General features: G+C 42.5%; 16 protein-coding genes. 6 read left to right on the top strand and 10 right to left on the bottom strand.

Translation table 11 applies throughout. The features are described 5' to 3' along the window. Positions 1 to 15: 15 nt before the first annotated feature. Positions 16 to 4,317, bottom strand: a complete 4,302-nt coding sequence (locus A6749_RS14775) for a S8 family serine peptidase (RefSeq protein WP_066390935.1) — start codon at positions 4,315 to 4,317, stop codon at positions 16 to 18. A gap of 500 nt (positions 4,318 to 4,817) precedes the next feature. Here A6749_RS14775 and A6749_RS14770 point away from each other — a divergent pair, with 500 nt between their 5' ends. From A6749_RS14770 to A6749_RS14755, 4 genes are read left to right on the top strand one after another with little or no spacing between them, the layout of a single operon-like run. Then, positions 4,818 to 5,927 (top strand): GerAB/ArcD/ProY family transporter, encoded by a 1,110-nt coding sequence (locus A6749_RS14770; RefSeq protein WP_236719672.1) that lies wholly within the window; start codon positions 4,818 to 4,820, stop codon positions 5,925 to 5,927. Next, positions 5,917 to 7,431, top strand: a complete 1,515-nt coding sequence (locus A6749_RS14765; RefSeq protein WP_084797837.1) for a spore germination protein — start codon at positions 5,917 to 5,919, stop codon at positions 7,429 to 7,431. The genes A6749_RS14770 and A6749_RS14765 overlap by 11 nt, the downstream gene beginning before the upstream one ends. Further along, complete coding sequence (locus tag A6749_RS14760; RefSeq protein WP_084797836.1) at positions 7,428 to 8,588, top strand: Ger(x)C family spore germination protein; 1,161 nt, start codon at positions 7,428 to 7,430, stop codon at positions 8,586 to 8,588. The genes A6749_RS14765 and A6749_RS14760 overlap by 4 nt, the downstream gene beginning before the upstream one ends. A gap of 15 nt (positions 8,589 to 8,603) precedes the next feature. Then, positions 8,604 to 9,767: a Ger(x)C family spore germination protein gene (locus A6749_RS14755; protein ID WP_066390931.1), complete on the top strand. Its 1,164-nt coding sequence runs from the start codon at positions 8,604 to 8,606 to the stop codon at positions 9,765 to 9,767. A gap of 52 nt (positions 9,768 to 9,819) precedes the next feature. Here A6749_RS14755 and pruA read toward each other — a convergent pair whose 3' ends face one another. The 8 genes from pruA to A6749_RS14715 all read right to left on the bottom strand — a co-directional run bounded on the left by pruA (position 9,820) and on the right by A6749_RS14715 (position 21,321). After that, entirely contained in the window at positions 9,820 to 11,367 is a 1,548-nt protein-coding gene (gene pruA / locus A6749_RS14750; RefSeq protein ID WP_066390925.1) for an L-glutamate gamma-semialdehyde dehydrogenase, read from the bottom strand. Positions 11,368 to 11,479: 112 nt separating this feature from the next. Beyond that, on the bottom strand, positions 11,480 to 12,643 hold the full coding sequence (locus tag A6749_RS14745) for a CamS family sex pheromone protein (RefSeq protein WP_066390916.1): 1,164 nt from the start codon (positions 12,641 to 12,643) through the stop codon (positions 11,480 to 11,482). 16 nt (positions 12,644 to 12,659) lie between these two features. Beyond that, on the bottom strand, positions 12,660 to 14,666 hold the full coding sequence (gene ligA, locus A6749_RS14740; RefSeq protein ID WP_066390915.1) for an NAD-dependent DNA ligase LigA: 2,007 nt from the start codon (positions 14,664 to 14,666) through the stop codon (positions 12,660 to 12,662). A gap of 167 nt (positions 14,667 to 14,833) precedes the next feature. Next, positions 14,834 to 17,092 carry a DNA helicase PcrA gene (pcrA, locus tag A6749_RS14735; protein WP_066390911.1) on the bottom strand — a complete coding sequence of 753 codons (2,259 nt, stop codon included), beginning with the start codon at positions 17,090 to 17,092 and terminating at the stop codon, positions 14,834 to 14,836. A 65-nt stretch (positions 17,093 to 17,157) separates the two neighbouring features. Then, complete coding sequence (pcrB, locus tag A6749_RS14730) at positions 17,158 to 17,841, bottom strand: heptaprenylglyceryl phosphate synthase (protein ID WP_066390910.1); 684 nt, start codon at positions 17,839 to 17,841, stop codon at positions 17,158 to 17,160. Positions 17,842 to 18,137: 296 nt separating this feature from the next. Further along, positions 18,138 to 18,452 (bottom strand): YerC/YecD family TrpR-related protein, encoded by a 315-nt coding sequence (locus A6749_RS14725; RefSeq protein WP_066390908.1) that lies wholly within the window; start codon positions 18,450 to 18,452, stop codon positions 18,138 to 18,140. A 15-nt stretch (positions 18,453 to 18,467) separates the two neighbouring features. Then, entirely contained in the window at positions 18,468 to 19,511 is a 1,044-nt protein-coding gene (locus A6749_RS14720) for a DUF3048 domain-containing protein (RefSeq protein ID WP_066390907.1), read from the bottom strand. A 64-nt stretch (positions 19,512 to 19,575) separates the two neighbouring features. Next, positions 19,576 to 21,321, bottom strand: a complete 1,746-nt coding sequence (locus A6749_RS14715) for an adenine deaminase C-terminal domain-containing protein (RefSeq protein ID WP_066390906.1) — start codon at positions 21,319 to 21,321, stop codon at positions 19,576 to 19,578. Positions 21,322 to 21,484: 163 nt separating this feature from the next. Here A6749_RS14715 and A6749_RS14710 point away from each other — a divergent pair, with 163 nt between their 5' ends. Both A6749_RS14710 and A6749_RS29400 read left to right on the top strand, forming a co-directional pair. Further along, a complete protein-coding gene (locus tag A6749_RS14710) occupies positions 21,485 to 21,802 on the top strand; it encodes a YgaP family membrane protein (protein WP_066390904.1) in 318 nt (105 codons plus the stop codon). A 199-nt stretch (positions 21,803 to 22,001) separates the two neighbouring features. Beyond that, positions 22,002 to 22,112, top strand: coding sequence for an EYxxD motif small membrane protein (locus tag A6749_RS29400; protein ID WP_350268267.1), 111 nt, complete (start codon positions 22,002 to 22,004; stop codon positions 22,110 to 22,112). A gap of 49 nt (positions 22,113 to 22,161) precedes the next feature. On the opposite strand, the gene purD is transcribed toward A6749_RS29400, so the two are convergent. Beyond that, positions 22,162 to 23,430, bottom strand: coding sequence for a phosphoribosylamine--glycine ligase (gene purD / locus A6749_RS14705; protein ID WP_066390899.1), 1,269 nt, complete (start codon positions 23,428 to 23,430; stop codon positions 22,162 to 22,164). Positions 23,431 to 23,984: the final 554 nt, after the last annotated feature.

The following is a 23,984-nucleotide window of genomic DNA, read 5'->3' as shown; positions in this document are numbered from 1 at the left end:
TTGCTTCCTTAAGTTTTAGTTTTTCTTTATCTTTTCGTTGATATATAGTTTTCCTTCGGCGGTTTTTCTTGATTCGTTCCCGTAGGAGTCAACTACCTTAACTTCAATGACGGCCCCGGCGGCTTTCATGTCCTTTGTCGCGGTATAGTAACCGACATAAGATCCCGGTGAAACCTCCATCATCGGCAGCTCTGTTGCATTTGACAGCTGTCCTGCTTTCGTTTGTGTCAGCGGCATGTGGATAGCAAAAGTAGCTTTCAAGCCAGGTTCGCTTGTAAATTCAATTTTGACACTTTCACCTTTCTTCAATTCCTTATCCTCAGCCGGTTTTACATTTTCAATGACAGGGGCCGTGTATTTAACATCGACTTTTACTGCTTTTTCCGTCGTATTTCCTGCCTCGTCCTTAGCCGTTACTTTAATTTGATTGATTCCTTCATCCAGAATGACTCTAGCCGAATAGGAGCCATTTTCAACTTTGGCTTTTGTTCCGTTGACCATTACGGATTGTAAATAATCATCCTTCACTTTCCCTTTTACCGTGACGGTTTCCGTATTTATCTTACTTCCATCTGTTGGTGTATCGATAGACAGCTCCGGCGCCTCGGCATCAAAGATGATGTTAACCGGTGCGGATGCATCTGTCATTCCTTGTACAGTAGAAGCCTTTGCCGTTAACTGATTTTCGCCCTTTTTAAGCTTTACGTCAACAGCATATGTGCCATCATCCTTCGTATTAACGGCAGCCGCTTCTTCTCCTTTATTAAAAATATGAACCTTTGTCGTTGGAGCGGCTTCACCTTTTACGGTTACCGTTTCAACATTCGTATACGTTCCATCAACAGGTGCGGTGATTGATGGAGCTGTTACCTCGTAATCAACCACAGCGCGAATCATATAGTTCCCTTCGTCCGCAGGTGATTGCGTCCATGCTCCACTTACAAGCTGCCAGCTCCGCTTCGCATTTTGACCATTCTCGTCAGTAGCCAGCCCAGGCGATCTCGTATTTATGTCTGCTTGGATGTAGACGATATAGAAATCTCCTTCAACAAGGATTCCATGTCTGCTTAAATCCACTAACGTCCACTGCCCGTTACGAAGTGCTGTCGCATCAAACGGACCAGCCAGCTTTTTGCCAGGCGCTCCGCCTGCCCCAGAAGCATCATATACAGCGACTTTGAAGGCAGTCCCGCCAGGAACCGGCCATTCTGAAGTCCAGAAGCGGAACAATCCGCCTGTAACTAAGGCCTTCTTCTGTCCTTCCGCTAACGACATCTTAACTGCCCAGCCATTTCCGGCATCATAAAATGCCCGTGCATTTTCGGCTGTGCCGTCGTCATAGCCAATCTCCCCTGGATAACCGATGAAAGGCTTCATATCAAAGTTTTTCTCGATATTTCCTTTCAGTTTAATCGTTGCTTCTTGGCTATAAAACCGCGGTGCAATCACTTTAAGTGTATAGTCACCTTCATAGGCAGTGATCGTAAATTGTCCGTTGGCATCGGTTTGGACAGGCTGAACAGCCGCATCCTCCACAACATATACAGTTGCCCCTGCCACCGGCTCTCCGGACGCTTGATTTTTAATGCTTCCTGATACCGTTCCCTTCGCTAATTCTTGAAGCGTAAAGTTTGCTGCAGCTTCTTGATCCTGCTCAATCGTTACTGTTTTTGTCTGTGATTGGTACCCGTAGCTTTCAGCAATAACCGTATACGTTCCAGTCGCATGGGAAAGCTCAAAGCTTCCGTTTGCCGGATTGGTATTGACCGAACGGCCAGATTCTAACACAGTTACTTTAGCCTGCATCGGCAACAGCATCGGTGCAGCCTTTTCCGTTCCCGTATCATTTTTCACCTTTGGTACCATCATGGTAAATTTATCTGGATTGACTTTGTCCTTTTTAACATCATCGGCCGCAGTTTTATCTTTTTCAACCGCCAATTTCGAATCAGCAGTTTGCGGGTTCGAAAGCGGTGCGTTCGTCAGCCGGACATCATCGATATACCAGCCGGCCTTCACTACACTGCCATCGGTTTTCAGATTAAAGGCAATATAAATTCTTTGCCCTGCGTATTCACTTAAATCCACTTCACCATCAATCCAGCCGTTTGATACATTATTTACGCGAAGCTTTTGAACCCAATTGACTCCATCAGTTGACACATATACATGACCGAAATCATAGTTTCTTTCTAAATCGTGCCATTGCTTAAATTGCAGGTAACTGCTGCCTTGCGGTAAATCAATTGGCGGCATCCGTAATGAAGCATCGGTACTGCTTGCATAATTTCCGCTTAGATTGGTTGCATAAACCTTTTCGCCGGAAAAAGCATTACCAGGACCGCTCGTCGGTTTGCCCCACTGCCATGGATCATTGGCACCGTATGAAGTCCACCCTTCCGGTGTAGTTTCAAAGTCCTGCAAGTAGCCGACCGTAATTCCCGGACGGACAGTAAGTGTATGTTCACTCACCGCTTCATTTCCGCCGAAATCAACCGCTTTCCACTTGTAGACGAAAGCATCACCGGCAATTTCTTCTCCTGGGATGGTCACACGGTATGTTCCATTTTTGTAATCACCGCTTGTTCGCTTAGCAGCTGCAGTTGTCCATGTACCATCTGGCTTTTGATATTGGACCGATACTTCTGTTACACTAATATTGTCGGCAGCTGAGGCTTCTAACGTTAACGGCATTCCTGCGTAAACCGTGGCAGGTGCGGAATGTGTTAACACCGGTGCTTCACTGTCGTCCCCTTCTTTTGTTACCTGTCCTTTCAGTTTTCCTAAACCGGAAATGACAGAAGAAACAGCATCATAAACATTTAACAGCCCTGAACCATACCCGTTATTCGGCGACTCCGGAAATTTATTGTCAGTTAACGGAATGGCTGTCTCCTGTAGAATCCTTTCTAAATCTTCCACCGTTAGACTGGCATTAGCCTGCTTCAGTAAAGCAATTGCCGCTGATACATGCGGGCCGGCCATCGATGTCCCGTTCCATCCCCCTTCATAACCGCTGCCTGGAACAGAAGAACGAATATTAACACCAGGTGCTGAAATTTCCGGCTTGATTTCCCCATACGGAGATGGTCCAAGTAAGGAAAAGCTTCCTAGTTTGTTGTTAATATCTGTTGCTCCTGTAGCAAAAGATTCCGGATAATTGGCCGGATTGGCAACAGACCCAGGACCGCCAGGATTACTTAAGGTTGTATTTCCGGCAGAAAATTCAGGAAAGATTTCGGCTGCTCTCCACGCCTGAACCATCGGACGATACCACTCATCGAGTCCAGGACCGCCGCCCCATGAGTTATTAATAACATCCGGTGCCATATCAGGGTTACCGCCCGGCGCAATCATCCAATCTCCAGCTTCCAATAAATCGGCATCCGTCCCGCCAGCAGCGGTGAAAGCCTTGACCGCAATCCACTTGGCACCCGGGGCTACCCCGATGATATTAGACCCATCAGGCTCAGAACCGACCATTGTTCCAGTTGTATGCGTTCCATGCCCATGATCATCATATGGCGTTGTTTGTCCTCTAACCGCATCCAACCAGCTGTACGTATTCTCTATTTGACCTGAAGCCGGATTATATCCACGGTATTTTTCCTTTAAAGCTGGGTGATTCCACTGAACTCCGGTATCAATCGAGCCAATAACAATACCGCTACCATCAATCCCCATTTCCCAAACGGCTGGGGCGCCAACACGGTCGATATTCCACTCAATGGCTGTCGTTTCCGCAGCAGCAGGTTTTTTAACAGCTGTCGCAGTCGATTGTTGCGGAACAAACAATTGGCGCGTTTCATTCGGTAAGATTTTTTCAACCTCCGCGAATGCGGCCGCCTTTTCCATTACCTCTTGTGTCGCCGTTACCGCAATGGCATTCACAATAAAGTAGGAATGAATATCCTTTGCCTTTCCTGCCTTTTTTTGTTCTTGTAGAAAAGCTAATACGTCAGTCTGCGTTTCCTTTGCTTTTGCTTTCAACTCGGAAACGATGGTATTACGCTTAATAGATTTTGTTTTAGCAGGAGCTGCCTTCTGGGTTTTGGCTTTCTTTTCCGCTTCCTTAGCCACTTTTGCAGCATCCACCTGCTCTTTCATTTTGATAAGAAACGTGACCTTGTCTTGATCACCAAATTGTTTGTACAACGATTTCGTTACTTTTTGTTTAGGAGATTGCAGCTCATCCTTTACTGAAGCGCTTACACCCTTTCCAGCAGCATTTACATTCATTTGCGGCTGCAGGAGTAACGGTAAAACTAGAATAGCCGTAAGCAGAATGGATAACCAACGGTGTTGCTTTCTTTTCATCCTTTTCCCCCCTAAGTATTTTCCTTAATCAATAATCTACTGCCCTCCTTTCTCGGCACACTATATGTCAAAAACTAGGTGCTGCTATAAACATAACTCTTTCATCATTGGGTTTGTGTCGATTTGCGCCACAGAAATCAATAGTTAAAAAAATTAATAGTTTGGTCCTTATTGGGAAAATTAAAAAAATGAGGAAAATGGATGTCGACAATGATAAATCAAAATGGGAATTATATCCTTCTTACTATTTTCTTAGTTAACTATGAAGGTGATTTCCCATTTTTTTCAAAAATGATTCCTTTAACCTAGGTTAACAGACATATTTATATAACAAAATTTCACATCTTTTGATTATAATTGTTTAATTTTCCCAGTTAAATAGTAATAAAAGATAAAGAGGCTCCATCATCTTACCCAAAACTCGCTGTTGAAGGATATTTGTACAACTTCACATAATTGGTCATATTTGGAGGGATAATATTTTTAATTAAATGAGAGGGGTGCTGTTTATTAAACAATCAGATTCTATTACAGCAGTCCATATGATTTTGTTGGCAATGACGGCAATTGGTTTAAATAATCATGTGTTTGTCATTTCTCCTTTAATTGATACTTCCGGAAGAGATGCGTGGCTCACGGTTCTGTTAACATTACTGCCAACAATCCTTTGGATCCCGTTAATTCTGTACATTCATAAGAAATCAAATAGACAGCCGCTTTTTGTTTGGCTATCAAATATAATTGGTCCTACACTATCAAAGGTTTTGGCCATCCTTTTGATGTGCTATTTCATCATATTGACTAGTGTTTCATTACGAGAGACGGTTACATGGACAAATATTACCTTTTTACCTACAACACCACCAATTGTACTGGTCATTGTCTTTATTTTTATTTGCTGGATGCTGGCCGGAAATAATTTACGTACTATCAGCATGCTTAACGTATTTCTATTGTTTTTTATTACGATATTTGGCTTTTTTGTAGCGATAGCAAATATTCAGCATAAACAGCCATCATTATTGCTCCCGGTCTTGGAACACGGCTACGGTCGTGTCTTTGATGGCATGATTTATCAGGCTTCGGGTATGTCAGAAATGTTTTTCTTTCTTTTATTGCAGCACAAAATTGAAACGCCAATCCGGTTTCGTCATTACTTCATCATTAGTCTTATCCTAACAGTGTTAACATTGGGGCCTTTGGTCGGAGCCATTATTGAATTCGGGCCTACGGAGGCATCTATCCAAAGATTCCCTCCCTATGAAGAATGGGGGCTTGTCTCCATTGGCAGATACATCGAACATGTTGATTTCCTTTCCATTTATCAATGGTTATCAGGCGTCTTTATTCGTATCTCTTTATTTTTGTTTATGATTAAGGAATTCAGTGTTTTAAATTCAAAAAAACGAAAAAGTAGAAGCTTATTGTTTTCTGCAGCAATCACAATTATTTTAACGCTGCTTCCCATTACCGATCATCGATTTATCGCTCTGCTTAGAACCTTTATTTTGCCATCAACTTTTTGGATATTTTTTAGCTTATCCATTTTCTTATGTATAATTGCCCTCATTCAAGTTATTGCAAAACGGAGGTCGACAAATGAACTTTAAAAAGCTTTCTGTTAATAAAGACAAAGATGCAGGGAGGATAAACAATAGTATATCGGAGGATAAGACTATTCCACTTGATGAAAAAAAGTTGCGAGAAACATTTAAGGATTCTTCCGATGTGGTTTTTTCTGTTCTCCAGTTCAAGCAATATCAGGTTACCCTTGTTTATTGTAAGGGACTTGTTAATAACGATATGTTATATAAAACGGTTCCTTCACGCCTTGAGGAATTTTTTAAGGACGTACCAAATGAGATGAATGAAGAAACCCTTCAGTTCCTTAAACTGCCAACTGTGACACCTGTTGTTACAAGGGAAAAATCAATTGATGAAGTATTTTCTGGTAAGTTATTGCTAATTTTCACGTGGCTTAATTTGGTTTATGCTGTTGAGGCATCTGATCTGCCACAAAGAAAGCCAGAAGAAGGAAATATGGAAATCAGTATTAAGGGGCCCAGAGATAACTTCATTGAGGATATTTTCGTTAATTACGCCCTAATTAGAAAAAGATTACGTACGACCTCACTGCAGAGCGAATCCTTCGAGGTCGGCAAACGTACAAAAACAAAAGTTTCCCTTTTATATATGAAAGACCTGGCAAATCCAGAGACCATTGAGGATTTAAGAAATAAAATAAATGAAATTGACATTGATGGCCTATACAGCGGGACACAATTTGAGGGGTTAATAAATGACAATCCCTACTCTGTGTTTCCCCGCCATACCTATACCGGAAGGCCAGATTTTGCCGTGCAATCACTATTAAACGGCAGATTTATTGTGTTAATTGAAGGTGTTCCGTATGCCTATATTGCTCCTGTTAATCTATTTTTCCTTTTAAAGGCAGCCGAAGATTCTGAAACAAACTATTTCTATAATGCTTTTCAAAGAATAATGAGAGCTTTAGGAATTGCTGTAGCCACCTTTCTTCCGGGATTTTGGGTGGCTTTAACATCATTTCATCAAAATCAACTGCCCTTTACATTATTAGCCACTGTTATTGAATCAAGGAGAGGAGTTCCATTTCCGACGGCATTGGAAGCCATATTAATGCTTATATTATTCGAAGTATTTAGGGAGGCGGGACTAAGGCTGCCCGTCTCCATTGGTCAAACCTTAAGTGTCATTGGTGGTCTCATTATTGGAGATGCGGCGATTAGAGCCGGACTGACAAATCCCGCCATGCTAGTGGTAATCGCCGCTTCCACCATTGCTACATTTACCTTAGTCAATCAGACTCTTGTTGGTGCCATCTCGTTGTTACGCTTTGTGGTTATATTATTTTCCGCAACATTGGGTTTTTTCGGATTCTTTACATCCATCTTCCTAATCGGAATTTTTACAGCCAAGGTTCAATCATTTAATTTACCGTATCTTCAGGTAGCGGAAAGGCTTAGCCTTAGATATGTTCTAAAAGCCATTATGAGAATTCCTGTAAAGAAAGATGATAGCCGCCCAGGCTCTTTAAAGCCTGCCGATCCCACGAAGCAAGGAGGCAATACATGATAAAGGTTCGAACAAGGATCATCATTCTGCTCCCTGTTTTTTTCACTTCATTCATTCTTTCTGGCTGCTGGGATACGAATGAACCCGAAAGAATGGTTTATGTCCAAGGGGTAGGTATTGATTTTAAAGATCAAAAATACACTGTCTATGCTCAAATTGTTAATACTTCAACAACTGCCAAAACGGAAGCCATGGGCGGGCCAAGCCCAACAAAATTAGTAGTAGGCCACGCATCAGGAAAAACGCTTAACCAAGCCATGTTTAATTTATATAGCTCATCACAGCGACGATTATTTTGGGGCCATTTATCTTTTATCGTGTTAACAGAAAAAGCTTTGAAGCAAAAAAATATTCAGGCGGTGATTGATCAATTCGACCGCTATCGAGAAACACGTTATAGTATTCATTTCTATGTGACGAGGGATCCTTTAACAGAAGTCTTAAGAAGTCTCCCCCCTTTAGAAATGTCAACCTACTTATCTCGTTTGGGCGATCCCGAAGCTGCCTATGAGCAAAGATCTGTTATTCGTCCATTGAATTTAAGAGAATTATTAATCGCTTTGAATGAGCCTCCTCATGAAGCCGTTATTCCTTATATTAGGCTTACCAAGGGAACATGGGAAACAGAAACGAAACCGGTACGAATTATTGAATTTTCTGGTGCTGCACTTCTGACAAAGAACGAATTATTAGAAAGTATACCTTTAAACCAATTTAAGGGACTAAGATGGACGAATAATGATTTAAAGCGAGAAGAAATTACATTAACCAATAATCTATCACCTATCAGTCTTGTTGTAACAAAATTGAAAATAAAGAAAAAACCATTAATACATGCGAAAACCATCAGATTTCAAATTACTGTCGATGTGACAACCACCCTCTCAGAAATCAAAAAACCAGAACAACTGCCCAAGATAAAGCAGGAGGCTGAAAAATTACTTTCTGCTGAAATAAAGGACACTTATTTGAGAGGATTACAACACAATACAGACATATTACGCTTATCTGAGGTTGTTTATCGAAAAAATTTAAAGACATGGAAGGAAGTTGAGCGAAATGGGAAAGTCCCCTTAACAGCTGACAGTCTACAAAAAATCACTGTAATCGTAAAGATTATCCATGGTGAAAAACAAAAAATGAAACCTACTCTTTAAACAAGGGGGCAGTAAATGAGAAATAACCAAAAAAGGATTATTCTGTTTTTGACTATTCTACTCACTGCTTGTATTCTTTCCGGCTGCTGGGATACAAATGAGTCAGAAAGAATGGTATATGTGCAAGGGATTGGTGTCGACTATAATGGTTTGAGATATACAATTTACATTCAGATAGTCAATACTTCCTTAACAGCAAAATCCGAGGTTAGAGGAGATATTACCTCAACCAAGGTGGTCGTTGGGCACGCCTCTGGCAAAACATTGAACGAAGCCGCCTTTAATTTATATGCATCCATCCAACGAAGATTATTCTGGGGACATTTATCCTTCATTGTTTTTTCAGAACAGGCTTTGAAAAAGGGAGACATCCGGGCTACGATTGATCGATTTGACCGATATCGGGAAACTCGGTATAGTTTGAATCTATATGCGACCAAAGAGCCTTTATCCGAGGTTTTAAAGAGCGTTCCACCCTTAAGTTTGGCCCCTTCTCTTTCCAAATTGGGCGACCCTAGGGCCACCTATGAGCAAAGGTCATTTATTCGTCCACTTGATATGAGAGAATTTCTAATCGCAATAAATGAACCTCCTCATGAGGCTATTATTCCTTATATTCGGTTAGCGAAAAATACATGGGAAACGGAGACTACAAAAACCAATCCTTTGATTGAATTCGCCGGAGTAGCTGCTCTTACCAAAAACGGCTTAAAACTAATGGCACCCTTTAAAAACATCAAAGGCTTAAGATGGATGAATAAAGATTTTAAGCGGGAAGAGCTCAGTTTAACAAATGAGTTATCACATGTTAGTTTAATTGTTTGGAAATTAAAGCCAAAGAAAAAAACGATCGTAAAAAATGGTCAAATCCAATTTCAGCTTTCGCTGGATGTCACGGCTTCCCTTTCAGAAATAGTCAAACCAGAACAATTAACCAAAATAGAGAAGGAATCTGAGAAATTAATTAAAGCCCAGATTTTGGCCACATACCTTGAAGGCTTAAAACACCATGTAGATATTTTTCGATTATCCGAAGAAGCTTATCGTAAAAATGTGAAAGCGTGGAAAGAGATAGAACAAAACGGAAAAGTACCCTTAACTAAAGAGAGCTTACAAAAAATCACCGTTACAGTAAAAGTGAAACAAGGTGAAAAACAAAAGCTTAGACCAACGATATAAAACAAACCTCTTTCCAAAGGGGAAAGAGGTTTGTTTATGCTGTCGATATGAATTAATACAGCTCAGAAGTTGTTTTTGCTTGCATGTGCAGCAGTAAGTAGTCTGGGCCGCCTGCTTTGGAGTCGGTTCCGGACATATTGAAACCGCCAAATGGCTGATAGCCGACTACGGCCCCTGTACAACCGCGGTTAATATAAAGGTTGCCGACATTGAAGTCTTCACGGGCCTGCTCGACATGTGCACGGTTGCTGGAAATAATCGCACCTGTTAAGCCGTATTCTGTATTGTTTGCAATTTCAAGCGCTTCGTCGAAGTCTTTCGCTTTCGTGAAACCAACAACCGGACCAAAGATTTCTTCCTGCATAATACGGGCATCTGGAGCAAGGTCGGCGATAATGGTTGGCTGAATGAAGTAGCCTTTTGAATTGTCTCCTTCGCCGCCGGCCATTAATTTACCTTCCTGTTTGCCGATTTCAACATACTCCATGATTTTCTTCCAAGCATTGTTATCATTAACAGGACCCATAAATGTATCTTGCTCTGTTGGGTCACCGACCTTCAATTGTTTCGTTAATTCTACCACGCGATTTAATACGTGATCATATACATCCTCAACAATAACGGCACGAGAGCATGCAGAACATTTTTGACCGGAGAAGCCAAACGCAGACGCAACAATTGATTGTGCCGCAAGCTCAAGGTCTGCTTCTTTATCAACTACAATTGTATCTTTACCGCCCATTTCTGCAATGACGCGCTTTAGCCAAATTTGTCCTTGACTTAATTTTGAGGCACGTTCGTAAATGCGAAGTCCTACATCCCGTGAACCAGTGAAGCTGATGAAACGAGTATCCTTATGATCAACTAAGTAATCGCCCACTTCAGCGCCGCTGCCTGGAACGAAGTTTAGAACGCCTTTAGGAAGTCCCGCTTCTTCCATTACTTCCACAAATTTAGCCGCAATAATTGGTGTAGTCGAAGCTGGCTTTAATAGAACAGTGTTTCCGGATACGATTGCCGCAACAGTAGTGCCGCACATAATCGCAAATGGGAAGTTCCATGGTGAAATGATGACACCAACACCAAGTGGAATATATCCATATTGGTTATGTTCGTTTGGACGGCTTTGTACCGGCACGCCATTTTTGATAGCGAGCATTTGTCTAGCATAATATTCTAGGAAATCAATTCCTTCCGCTGTATCCGCATCTGCTTCTCTCCACGGCTTTCCTGCTTCTTTTGTCATCAGAGCAGAAAATTCGTGTTTACGGCGGCGGATAATTGCAGCAGCTTTAAAAAGGATATCCGCGCGGGCTTCTGGATTTGTTTTTCTCCATGTTTTAAACGCCTCTACAGCTGACTGCATTGCTTTTTCAGCAAGCTCTTGGCTGGCTTTTGATACGCGGCCGATGACTTCTTCTTTATTGGCTGGATTATAGGAAACGATTTTTTCCTCAGTAGAAATTCTTTCCCCGCCAATCAACAAATCGTAGTCCTGACCCAGATAGCTTTCAACAGTTTTTAACCCTTGAAGATAGGCCTGACGGTTTTCTTCCACTGTAAAATCTGTAAATGGTTCATGCTTGTATGGTTGTACCATTCTAACCCCTCCTATGTATTAAAACGTTTACATCACCTTTCATTCTACATGAATAATAATATAGTATCAAATGTTCGAAAGCAAAAAATAACCGGCAATCATGCCGGTTACATTATTGATAAATATAAACGAATGGCTCGGTATCATTTGCTTTTTTGACAATAATCGCTTCTGGTCCGTCCACAGAGGTAACACTTACGGAAACAGGCAGATATTTAGGAAAATACTGCATAACCAAACCGGTTACATACTGCGTGAATCCGACCCCTTCCGTTTTCCCATAAAATTGGATCGGGATCGTAATATTTAAATCCTGCATTTGATCGCCAATATAAAACGCTCTGCCAATCACACCGTTAAAGTTTGGAAAATACTGCTCCACATCCTGCTTAAAATTCAAAAACGAAATCATATCATCCCGGTGGTCATTTTGCGCATTAGTTGAAGGGAATAGATAGTATTTTTCACTTACCTTTTCCCAATTATTTAAACTTGAACTTCCCTGATCAACCGTTGTATAGGCAACGAAATTTCCAGGTACCACGGAAGTTTTCGATTCCTGTCTAAAGATGGCAATTGTAATAGGAATTTCCGACAGGCCTTTCATTTGCCGCATACGTTTGACAACTTCGGCTGCAATCTTCTTCCCTTGGCTCTCCATTTCAGCTTTAGAAATGCTTTCTTCCTTTTCAATTGTGCCTGCCCCCACTGGAACCTTAAAATAGTAAGTGGAGTTCATTGCCAGTCCAATTGTGATCCCGGCCAACTTAACATTCCCTTTATCATCTTTTGTTAAATAATCATGCTCTAAAATGTGAGCCAAATAAATCGGCGAGCTAGGATTAGCAACCGATCCAGTATTAACCGGATTTAACCCAATATTTTCAGAGTCTTTTAATTTATTTTCCTTTAACTGCTCTTTTGTATATTTGCGGTTTAACCATAACCGAACTGTGTCCGCTTTGATTTCCTGGCCCTCACGGAAATAATACTTATCCGTATCAAAGCTGTGCTGGGCAATCCTCATTAAACCCATTTCGAATTCATTCAAATCAAATCTTGTATTTATATTATTGACGACGAGCCCGCGGGCTTGCCCTGGTTTGAAGGGCAGTATCGTCCGATAATATTTGTCTGAAATATTATATTTTGGAATAATCGCCTTTCCCTTTGTCTTCTCCTTTGTTTGGACCTCTTCATTTTGCTTCCCAAAATTAGGTGCACAGGCGCTAAGCAAAAGAACGAGGGCAAGGGCAAGGAATGAGAGCTTTCTCATAAAATTGGTACACCTCTTACTTATTTAGTTCTTCCAGCAGCTTCTCTTCATCCCACACTTCAATTCCTAACTCCTGTGCTTTGGCAAGCTTCGAGCCAGCATCCGCACCGGCAATTACTAAATGTGTTTTTTTGCTGACACTGCCGGCAACATTGCCGCCCAGCGCTTCGATTTTTTCCTTCGCTTCATTTCTTGTTAATACATCGAGTTTTCCGGTAAGGACAACTGTTTTGCCGGCAAAAATAGAATCAGAATCAGCCGCCGAGACAGGTTTTGCCCCTTTATAATTCATGTTTACCCCCGCAGTAATTAACTCCTGAATAAGCTCACCAGCTTCTTCCTGCTCAAAAAAGCTGACAATGGAATCGGCCATTTTATTACCAATTTCATTAATTGCAATTAAATCCTCTTTCGAAGCAGCAGCCAGCTTTTCCATCGAACCAAATTCAATGGCCAATGTCTTTGCCGCTTTCGCACCGACATGACGGATCCCGAGCCCAAACAGCAGTTTTTCAAGCGAATTGTTCTTCGAAGCCTCAATAGCAGCTAACAAATTAGAAACAGACTTTTCGCCCATTCGCTCAAGTGCTAGTAGCTGCTCGCGGGTAAGCTTATAAATATCAGCCACATCACCGATTAATTTTTCCGCAAACAGCTGGGTGATCACTTTTTCCCCCAGCCCGTCAATATTCATCGCATCGCGGGAAACAAAATGTATCAGACCCTCGCGGATTTGCGCAGGACATTTTGGATTAATGCATCGGAGCGCAACCTCACCGTCAAGACGAACAAGCTCACTTTCACATTCCGGACAATGTGTCGGCATATGGAAATCAATTTCTGCTCCCGTCCGCTGTTCAACTAAAACATTTACAACTTCCGGAATTATATCACCGGCCTTTTTAACGACTACCTGATCGCCAATTTTTATATCCTTCTCCCGAATCAGATCCTCGTTGTGAAGGGAGGCGCGCTGTACAGTTGTCCCGGCAACTTTAACTGGAGTCAGAATTGCAGTTGGTGTTATAACACCCGTTCTGCCTACACTCAGTTCAATATCTAAAAGGGTTGTAACCACTTCTTCAGCAGGAAATTTATAGGCAATCGCCCAGCGCGGACTTTTGGCCGTTGTCCCCAGCTCATCTTGCTGTGCCAGTGAGTCGACCTTGATAACAATACCGTCAATTTCATACGGAAGATGCGGCCGCTTTTCAACCCAGCCATGAACAAATTCAATCACTTCGTCGATCGTCTTACTTTTGCGCCGTTCTTTATTCGTTTTAAAACCAAGATGATCTAAATAATCCAGACCGCCGCTATGGGAAACTGCCCCAATGGCCTCGGGGTTGCCTATTCCGTACAAAAAGACATCCAGCCGCCTCGAAGCAGCAATTTTCGGATCAAGCTGCCTTAATGACCCGGCCGCCGCATTTCTTGGGTTAGCAAACTGCTCTTCGCCGCGTTCTTTTCTTACTTCATTCAATGCTTCAAACGAGCGCTTCGGCATGAAAGCCTCGCCGCGGACTTCAATCGAAACTGCTTCCTTTAATCGCAGCGGGATTGATTTAATGGTCTTTAAGTTGGCGGTAATATCCTCGCCGATTGTCCCATCACCGCGAGTGGCACCTTGAATAAACAGACCGTCTTCATATCTTAACGAAACAGCAAGCCCATCTATTTTAAGCTCACACACATAGGAAACTTGATCGCCTACCGCCTGACGGACTCTGCGGTCAAAATCACGTAAATCCTGTTCATTAAAGGCATTTCCTAAGCTTAACATCGGAATCCGGTGCTCGACTTTTTCAAACATATCAAGTATCGCGCCGCCAACTCGAACTGTTGGTGAATCCGGAGATTTCAGCTCTGGAAACTGTTCCTCAAGCATCAATAGCTCCTGCATCAAGCGGTCATATTCCGCATCCGGTACAGATGGATTATCTAATACATAATATTCATAACCATATTGGTTTAATAGATTTCGCAGTTCCTCTATTTTGGTTTCAGCTGTTTGAAGGTCCATACATTCAGCCCTTTCCTAAAACTGATATAACATACGCGCCGGCTGAATAACTAAAGCCGCGCACAGCTCTTTTCCATATCTTTATCCATATAATATGACTCTAACAAAGGTGGTTTGGTTTCGCTTTTTGTCAGGAAACCACTCTCACTATCAGAATCGCTGCCTCATTAGGCCTTTTTAATCGGTGCAAATTTAGCCAGCAGACGCTTGATACCAGTTGGACTTGGAAAAGCGATATCAAGTTCAGTGCTTTCTCCCTGACCTTTGACACTGACAACTGTTCCAATTCCCCATTTGCCGTGTTCGGCTTTATCGCCGACCTTCCAGTCAGCATCCTCACCGCCGCCAGAAGCCGCTGGTCGCATAACCGGTTTTCTCGGTGCTGCCGGAGACCCGAATGAAGATCTTGATCCCGATGAAAATGAAGAAGATCCTGTGCTGCTACCAAACGGCCGTGAACCAAACGGAGTTCTTTTTTCCGCCTCGACTCCTTCTAATAGATCTTCTGGAATTTCGCTGATAAAACGTGATGCGGGATTCATGTTGGTACGACCAAACAACGTTCTCATCTGAGCATTGGTCAGGAATAGGCTTTGTTCAGCCCTTGTAATTCCCACATAGGCAAGGCGCCGCTCTTCCTCCATTTCAGCCTCTTCCATTAATGAACGGCTGTGCGGGAAGACTCCTTCTTCCATTCCGATTAAGAAAACTACCGGGAATTCCAAGCCTTTAGCTGAGTGCAGAGTCATCAGCACGATTGAATCAGCCTTTTCTTCCTCATCATCCATTGAATCGATGTCCGCCACTAAAGCCAAATCCGTTAAGAAAGCAACAAGGCTCTTATCTTCATTGACCTCTTCAAAGTTTTTTGTAACAGATAATAATTCTTCAAGGTTCTCTAAACGGCTTTGTGCTTCCAGTGATTTCTCCGCTTTCAGCATTTCCGAGTATCCCGTTTTTTCTAATACTTCTTCGACTAATTCAGTAACAGAAAGAAACTCCTGCATTTGCGTATAATTTTTGATTAGATCTCTGAATTCTCTTGCAGACTTGGTGATTTTCGGGCTTAATCCCAATAGTTCAATGGAATCAAGTGCTTGGAAAAGAGAAATATCATGCATCGCCGCGAAATTAGCAATTTTGTCCACAGAACTCGCGCCAATGCCGCGTTTTGGAACATTAATAATCCGCTGCAGGCTGATATCATCATCCGGATTGGAAATAAGCCGTAAATATGCAAGCATATCTTTAATTTCTTTACGGTCATAGAACTTTGTACCGCCGACAATCTGGTAACCGATATTAGATTTTAACAGCACTTCCTCCATGACACGCGACTGTGCATTTGTGCGGTAAAGAATCGCAATGTCGGACAGCTTGTATTTATTGTCACGGGTTAATTCTTTTATTTTACCAGCGACAAACTGTGCTTCGCTTTGCTCGCTGTCAGCACGATAATACACAATCTTATTTCCTTCAGGATTCTCCGTCCAAAGATTTTTCGCTTTACGGTTAAAGTTGTTTTCAATTACCTTATTGGCCGCTAACAAAATTCGTTTGGTTGAGCGGTAATTTTGCTCTAGGAGAATTACGTTCGCGTTTGGATAATCCTTTTCAAACGATAGAATATTCGCAATATCAGCACCACGCCAGCGATAAATCGATTGGTCCGAGTCCCCAACGACACAAAGGTTTTTGAAACGATTTGCCAGCAGCTTGACGAGCAAGTACTGGGCTTTGTTTGTATCTTGATATTCATCTACATGGATATATTGAAACTTTCGCTGGTAGTATTCCAGCACTTCGGGTACACGCTGGAATAATTGAATAGTTTTCATAATCAAGTCATCAAAATCGAGTGCTTGATTTTTGCGGAGACGCTTTTGATATTCTTCATACACATCGCTGACCGTCTGTTCATAGTAACCGCCTGACATTTTAGCGTATTCTTCCGGGTCAATCAGCTCGTTTTTAGCCGAGCTGATGGTGCCAAGAATGGCCCGCGGGTCAAATTTTTTCGCATCGATATTTTTATCTTTTAAAATACCTTTAATCACCGATTGCTGATCGGTTGTGTCGAGTATTGTGAAATTGCGGTTAAAGCCGATGCGGTCGATGTCTCTGCGTAATATTCTAACGCACATTGAGTGGAACGTAGAGATCCAGATTTCCTCTGCCGCTCCGCCCATCACTTTGGCAATCCGATCCTTCATTTCCCGTGCAGCTTTGTTTGTGAAGGTAATCGCTAAAATATTATAGGGATTCACGCGCTTTTCCACAATTAAGTAGGCAATGCGATGCGTTAATACCCTAGTCTTACCACTTCCGGCACCTGCCATAATCAAGAGCGGACCGTCTGTTGCCTTGACCGCCTTTTGCTGTTCCGGGTTCAAGCCGTTTAATAGCTTATCAGTTAAGTATTGCAATTTTTCCACCACCATTACAAACATTTGTTCTTATTTTATCGTTTATATCCATTTCTAGCAAATTTTTAGCGGACACTCTTAACGGTTTCTAGCGCTTGATCAAAATCCTCGTAAAGCGCGTTGCCAACGACAATGACATCCGCATGCTTGGCCATTTCGACCGCTTGTTCAGCTGTGGATATGCCGCCGCCATAAAAAAGCGTTGTCTTCTCCAGTGCCTTCTTTACATCGGCCACTAAATCGGCATCACCGTATGCCCCGCTATATTCTAAATAGAAGATTGGCAGATGAAACATTTTTTCCGCCATCATCGCATACGCCTTTACATCTTCTTTTGATAAATGGGAGCTGGCCTTTGTCAGCTGGGCTGCTTTGCATTCTTCATTTAGGATGCAATAGCCTTGCATGATGATCTCATCCCAGTTCATAATTTCACCAAATTCCTTAACGGCTTGATGGTGTAGCCCGGTAATCCATTTAGGGTCGCTGCTGTTTAAGACCGTTGGGATAAAATAAAGGTCAAAGCCCGGGGTGACCGTTTCGATACTGGAAACCTCCAGCACACATGGAACGGTATAACGGCGAATCCGAGCCATTAAATCAAGGACACCCTCAAGCGTCACTCCGTCCGTGCCCCCGACAATGACAGCATCCGTTCCTGATTCACAAATTTTTTCAAGTTGTTCGTCCGTTATTTCTTTATTTGGGTCGAGTTTAAACACATGGCGCCACTGGCTAACGTCGTACATCTAATAAATCCTCCCATATTCATTTCCATTACACCATTATAGCATTTGCTGAAACGATTAAAAAAGAAAACAGTGAATCTGAGGTTGGAAATATATAGTGAGACTATTTATAAAGTCAGATTTCGCTTTGGGCTGGCCAAATATCTGCGGGTTTTTGGGAGATATCTGCGGGTTTAGACTGTATATCTGCAGTTTTTACAATATATCTGCAATTCTGGGCATTATATCTGCAGTTTTTTAATTATATCTGCAATTCCATCCAAAAAGAAAAACCGAAGACTCGGTCTTCGGTTCGTTTATTCAACTTCTTTTTTACTATCTTGCTCTTTAATACGCTCAAGCACCATTTCGTACGTATCGTTGCCAAAGTTCAAGCAGCGTTTTACCCGTGAAATCGTAGCTGTACTTGCACCTGTTTCTGTTTCAATTTTATGATACGTATTTCCCTCGCGAAGCATTCTCGCCACATCTAAACGCTGAGCTAACGATTGGATTTCATTAATCGTACATAAGTCATCGAAGAAGCGATAGCACTCTTCAAGATCCTTTAATGAAAGAACCGACTTAAATAACTGATCGAGCTCTTTGCCTCGTAATTTATTAATTTGCATGTAATCCTTACTCCTTTACGGTGCGATTTTAACACTCTTTTGCAGGCCGGGATTTGTCGGCACTACATTTACCCATGTCTTACCGGGTACCATCTTCACTTCTTTACCGTCTCTTACCGGGACAATCAAGCCATCTCGATTCTCCCATTTCACTTCATTTACCTTGCCCTTTTGCAGCAGGTATCCTTTTCCACCTGTAGTTAAATCCACATCCCGGCGACCGTAGGAATCAATGAATCGGTGGACGGTTTCTATGATGAGAATATTATCAACCAAAACTGGAGCTTTTGTGTCTAAATCAACGGTTTGATCACCGCCGGAAAAGCGTTTATATTTACCAAGCGCGGCATCATATTCAAATGCAGAATCCGATATTCCCCCTTTTGAGTAGGTAATTTTCACCGAATTTACGTCATTGCCTGTTACATTTTTACTTTCTTCTTCCGTTAAAAATTGAAAGCCTGGCGGCAATGATTTCATCGAAAACTTTTTCTGCTTGGCGCCTTTTAAAATATTTTCATACGTGATATAGGAATTATGCGGTGCTTTTCGGGCTTTAGAGCGTTTAAACAATGTACCGTCATAATAAATCCCATTCAGGTTATCGATATACTTATTGTTCAGCATTTTCTTTGCTTCCGGACTAAAGCCGTGGGCAATATAAAGGGCATTCAATCCCTTCGCCAGTTTGATATAATAATCTCTGGCACTTCTGACAGGTCCGATATTTTTCGGTTTTTCACTTTGAAAAACGGCTAAAAAGCGGGTAATATCCCCTTCAGCGAGTATTTCATAAACAATATCAGCTTTATCCAAGCCAGACTGCGGCCTTGCCTTGGGATGGTTGTTGACCATCACCGCAATGGCTCTTTGCTCTGGCTCTTTTTCAGTGGCAATACCTGTTAAGGGAAAAGAATAAGCTGGCTCTGGCACCTGCTCCTCTTGTTTCACAACTTGTTCGACTTTGTTTTGCTTCTTCTCCGGTTCCTTCACTTTCTCCTTACTGCAGCCAGAGAACAATAGAAGGATTGCTGCTGCGGCAACAGCCCATTTCTTCATTCAATGAACACCCCTGTTTCCATTCAGGCTGATAAATCCTTTTACACTTTACTGCACTTATATTTTAACGCATTATAGTCGGAAAGAGAACTGTTTTGTTCATTACATCGTACATGCCCTGCTGTGTTACCCGAATGTAAGGCAAATGTGTCGAAGAAAAGAATAGCAAACTGTAAATCGGGTCATTAAAGTCATAGCCCCGTTTTTTCAATTCAGCGAAAAGGGTTTTTTCCGCAATCATCAGTTCTTCAATAGGAAGACCTGACATAATCCCTCCTAAAGGCAGCGGAAGTTCACAAACAATTTCGCCATTCTCGACCAGCACAATTCCTCCGCCCAATTCTTTCATTCTATTAAAAGCAGTAAGCATGTCTTGTTTGTTTTTCCCAATTAAAATAATATCTCCAGTATTGGAAAATGAGCTTGCTAAGGCATGCAATTTTGATGCAAATCCCTTTAATAATGTGTTAATGCGCCACTTTCCTTGGCGGTCAATTAAAGTGAAAAAGCTCTCATCATGTGTCATCTCCAGTTCATCACCAGAAATATCAATTGAAAGTGAATATGGTTTGGTAATAACAGAGTTCTCCATTTTAATTCCGAACGGCATAGAAAATTGTAAATCATCCATCGTTAAATGCCAATTCAATTCTAATGGTTTAAGACCATATTCACTCCAATCCATTGAAGGATAGACACCTTCAACCTTCGCTCCGTCACGCTTTACCCATTTCCCTTTTGCTAATACAGACACAGGTGTCGGATTTTCCTTACTTTCCAAGAAGTTAATATTCGCAACTCGGCCCGTGGCAATATTACCATGTAGATGGTCGATGTTGTAGTACCTGGAGATATTTACCGTCGCCATGTTATAGGCATCAATGACTGGAATGCCCTTTTCAATCGCGATTCGAATTAACATGTCGGTAATACCCTGTTCATAAAAAGGTGAAGTAGCACCATCGGTATTTAACATCATGCGGTCATATGCATCGATGCCTAACCGTTTCATATCATCTAACAGCTTGGGAAGATCAGGCCGGATGGACGAATGCCGCAATGACACCATATATCCTTGCATTAAGCGGTTGTATACCTCTTCGCCGTTAATGGCTTCATGGTCACTATCCGCCCCAAGCAGCATCATTTTGGCCAGTGTTTTTTCGGAAGCTCCCGGAAAATGGCCTTCTATCTGCTTCCGCATTCTTTTTGCCTCTTGAATCCAATGAAGCATCATATCATCGCCATCCAGCAGCTTCGGCCATCCTGTTAACTCCCCGCCTTGAAGAACGGCATCATGTTCGAGCCAAGATTTAATATTACTATGTGAAAATGTCTCTTCTTCATGCAAAATTTCCGTTTGCGAATCGAAGCGGCACCACCAGAACATTGTGGTTGGAATGTTCCGAAGATCCCTCAGCAATGAAAACGCTTCCCTTTTCTTGAAATTTAATACAAGAGGCATGTTATCACTAATGATTGTGGTTGTTCCGAACTGGGATGCATATTCCGCCAGCGTATGGGGATTATAAAGTTGAAACGGATGAGCATGCGGTTCAATATAGCCCGGTACAAGTATTTGACCCGTACAATCAATTATTTCACAATTTTTTATGTGTGATGGTAAATTGTCACCAACATACACAATGCGATCTTGGTAAATCCAAATATTTGCTTTCATCCATTTCCGAAACGTTTGGTTCAAATAAGTGGCATTTTTCAAAAGTATAGTGGGTGACGTTTCCCCATCTAAAACAGAAACATGCGTCCGTAAATGTTTATTTTTCCAACGGTAGCGTTGTTCAATCATACGAAGTCCCCCCTCAGCAAAAAAAAATCTATATATAAACATTGGTTTTATCAGTAAGAAAACCCTTACAAAGGATACTTAATTACTATACTATCATATTTTCTAGTTTAAAGCAGTAAAGAATTGATAATTAATGTAAATATTTTGTGAAGGAGTGAGCATCATGAATGTGAAACCGAATATTGGTATTTTAAACGCGTTAATTCGAATCACTGCCGGGTTAACTATTCTTGCATGGTGTACGGCAAAATTGGTGAAACGTCCTTGGCGGGAGTCATACTTACTTGTTGCGATCTGCGGGGCGATGAAAGTGGCTGAAGGAATCGTCCGCTATTGCCCGCTAACGGCAATGTATGAAAAATGTCCGGTTATGGAGCCGTTGAAGAAATGTGGTTCTACGGCCGGGGGTTCTTCCGAATATTCGTCTATGGATGGAATGGAAGGGCTGAATGATGAGGTTGAAGCGCATAATCCGACCTGACGCGGGGGATGAGGACTGAATAGGGTTTTTGCTCTGTCTCTAAAGCTATATGAGGACAGTATAGGCTTAAAATCGGGACGTTTTGTTCTCATAAAGTGTTGATGAGAACTTTAAAGACTTAAAACCGGGGTACTCTGTTCTCATAAAGTTCACCATCTCACTAACGGGACAGTCTTAATAGAAAGGAAGTCGATAACAGATGCTTAGCAATTGGTTCGTTCATTCGGCATTTGTTTATATTATCTTGATTGGCGGCATTATTGCTCTTTTTTTCGCATTTAGGCGCCGTTCAAAAAATCGGGCTCGTTAATCTCGAGCCCGATTTTTGCTCTAAAGTGTTATCCGCGAATTTATGAACATCATCCGCGAACTGCCGACGCAATCGCCTTCATTCCGATATCTTTCCGATAGAAAACGCCGTCGCAGTTTAATTTTTCAAGTTCTATATAGACTTTTTCCTGCGCCTTCTCCAGCTCAACAGCTTTCGCCCCAACGAGGAGCACCCGGCCGCCCGCTGTTACAAAATCACCTTCGTCATTTTGAGAAGTTCCGGCATGAAAAACATACTCATTAATGGCCGATAGTCCGTTTAATACAGAACCTTTTTGATAGTTTTCCGGATAGCCGTTCGAAGCGACAACAACACCAAGCATTGCCTGCGGATCCCATTCAAGAACCGGAGTGCCGCCATTTAACAGCTCAAGAATGACTTCAACTAAATCTGATGCCAGCCGCGGCAGCACTACCTGCGTTTCCGGGTCGCCGAAACGAGCATTAAATTCAATAACTTTTGGGCCATTCTCAGTTTTTATTAAACCTGCATATAAAATTCCGCAGAAGCTTCTGCCTTCTTGAACCATCGCTTTTGCGGCAGGAATCAATACAGTATCAACAGCGGTTTGCACGGTATCCGAACCGATTTGCGGAACCGGCGAATACGCCCCCATCCCGCCGGTATTCGGACCTTCGTCACCGTCAAATGCCCGCTTATGGTCCTGGGCAATCTCCAGCGGCACCACTGTTTCTCCATTGACAAATGCCATTAGTGAAAATTCTTCACCGCTCAAAAATTCTTCGATTACAACTCTGGAAGATGCTTGCCCGAACTTTTCACTTACGAGCATATCTTCAAGACTTGCTAAAGCTTCTTCTTTCGTTAACGCTACCGTTACACCTTTTCCTGCTGCCAGTCCATCCGCCTTAATAACGATAGGCGCCCCTTTTTCCTCAATATACTGACGAGCCTCCGCAAAAGAGGTAAACACCGCATAATCAGCTGTAGGAATTTGGTACTTTTTCATTAACTCTTTAGCGAATGATTTGCTGCCCTCGATTTCAGCGGCTGCTTTACGCGGGCCAAAAACCTTAAGTCCTTCCGCCTCAAATTCATCAGCAAGTCCTGCCAGTAACGGGACCTCTGGACCGATAATTGTTAAGCCTACTTCTTCAGCTTTGGCAAATTGAAGCAGCTGCTCGTGGTTTGATTCCTCAATTGCGAGAAGCTCCGCTACATCTGTCATCCCCGGATTGCCGGGAGCCACGAATACTTTTTCAACAAGAGGGCTTTCGCTCACTTTTCGGCAAATTGCATGCTCACGTCCGCCGCGTCCAATGATAAGAACCTTCACGGTGCCCACCTCCGTTTCGTTTATATAAAAAATTTCAGTGTATTAACGAATTTTCATGTTTTATTAGTGACTTCAAGGGGGTTATTAGGCGAATCTAACCTTCTAATCCCTATAGGCGACTTTGGCTCTCTTTTTTTCTGCCGTTCGGTCACGTATACGCCTTATAGGCGACCGGGGAGCGCTTTTTTTCTGCCGCTCGGTCGCGTATACGCCTTATAGGCGACCGGAGGGCTCTTTTTGGCTCCCGTTCGGTCGCGTATACACCTTATATGCGACCGGGGAGCGCTTTTTTTCTGCCGCTCGGTCGCGTATACGAGTTATATGCGACCGGAGGGCTCTTTTTGGCTCCCGTTCGGTCACGTATACGCCTTATAGGCGACCGGAAGGCTCCTTTTGGCTTCCGTTCGGTGGCGTATACGCCTTATAGGCGACCGAGGGACTCTTTTTGGCTCCCGTTCGGTCGCGTATACGCCTTATAGGCGACCGAGGGACTCTTTTTGGCTCCCGTTCGGTCGCGTATACACCTTATAGGCGACCGATGGGGATTCTTTTTC

The sequence above is a fragment of the Neobacillus mesonae genome, from assembly GCF_001636315.1.
GTDB classification, from domain to species: Bacteria; Bacillota; Bacilli; order Bacillales; family Cytobacillaceae; genus Neobacillus; species Neobacillus mesonae.
The sequence above is the reverse complement of the archived record's forward strand: the minus strand, read 5'-3'. Positions and strand labels throughout refer to the sequence as shown.

Coding starts and splice junctions, on each gene's coding strand:
- A6749_RS14745 (WP_066390916.1), bottom strand. CDS start 12,643: ATGAGAAAGCTCTCATTCCTTGCCCTTGCCCTCGTTCTTTTGCTTAGC.
- A6749_RS14725 (WP_066390908.1), bottom strand. CDS start 18,452: ATGCAAATTAATAAATTACGAGGCAAAGAGCTCGATCAGTTATTTAAG.
- pruA (WP_066390925.1), bottom strand. CDS start 11,367: ATGGTACAACCATACAAGCATGAACCATTTACAGATTTTACAGTGGAA.
- A6749_RS14755 (WP_066390931.1), top strand. CDS start 8,604: ATGAGAAATAACCAAAAAAGGATTATTCTGTTTTTGACTATTCTACTC.
- A6749_RS14710 (WP_066390904.1), top strand. CDS start 21,485: ATGAATGTGAAACCGAATATTGGTATTTTAAACGCGTTAATTCGAATC.
- pcrB (WP_066390910.1), bottom strand. CDS start 17,841: ATGTACGACGTTAGCCAGTGGCGCCATGTGTTTAAACTCGACCCAAAT.
- A6749_RS14775 (WP_066390935.1), bottom strand. CDS start 4,317: ATGAAAAGAAAGCAACACCGTTGGTTATCCATTCTGCTTACGGCTATT.
- ligA (WP_066390915.1), bottom strand. CDS start 14,666: ATGGACCTTCAAACAGCTGAAACCAAAATAGAGGAACTGCGAAATCTA.
- A6749_RS14720 (WP_066390907.1), bottom strand. CDS start 19,511: ATGAAGAAATGGGCTGTTGCCGCAGCAGCAATCCTTCTATTGTTCTCT.
- A6749_RS14760 (WP_084797836.1), top strand. CDS start 7,428: ATGATAAAGGTTCGAACAAGGATCATCATTCTGCTCCCTGTTTTTTTC.
- A6749_RS14715 (WP_066390906.1), bottom strand. CDS start 21,321: ATGATTGAACAACGCTACCGTTGGAAAAATAAACATTTACGGACGCAT.
- A6749_RS14765 (WP_084797837.1), top strand. CDS start 5,917: ATGAACTTTAAAAAGCTTTCTGTTAATAAAGACAAAGATGCAGGGAGG.
- A6749_RS29400 (WP_350268267.1), top strand. CDS start 22,002: ATGCTTAGCAATTGGTTCGTTCATTCGGCATTTGTTTATATTATCTTG.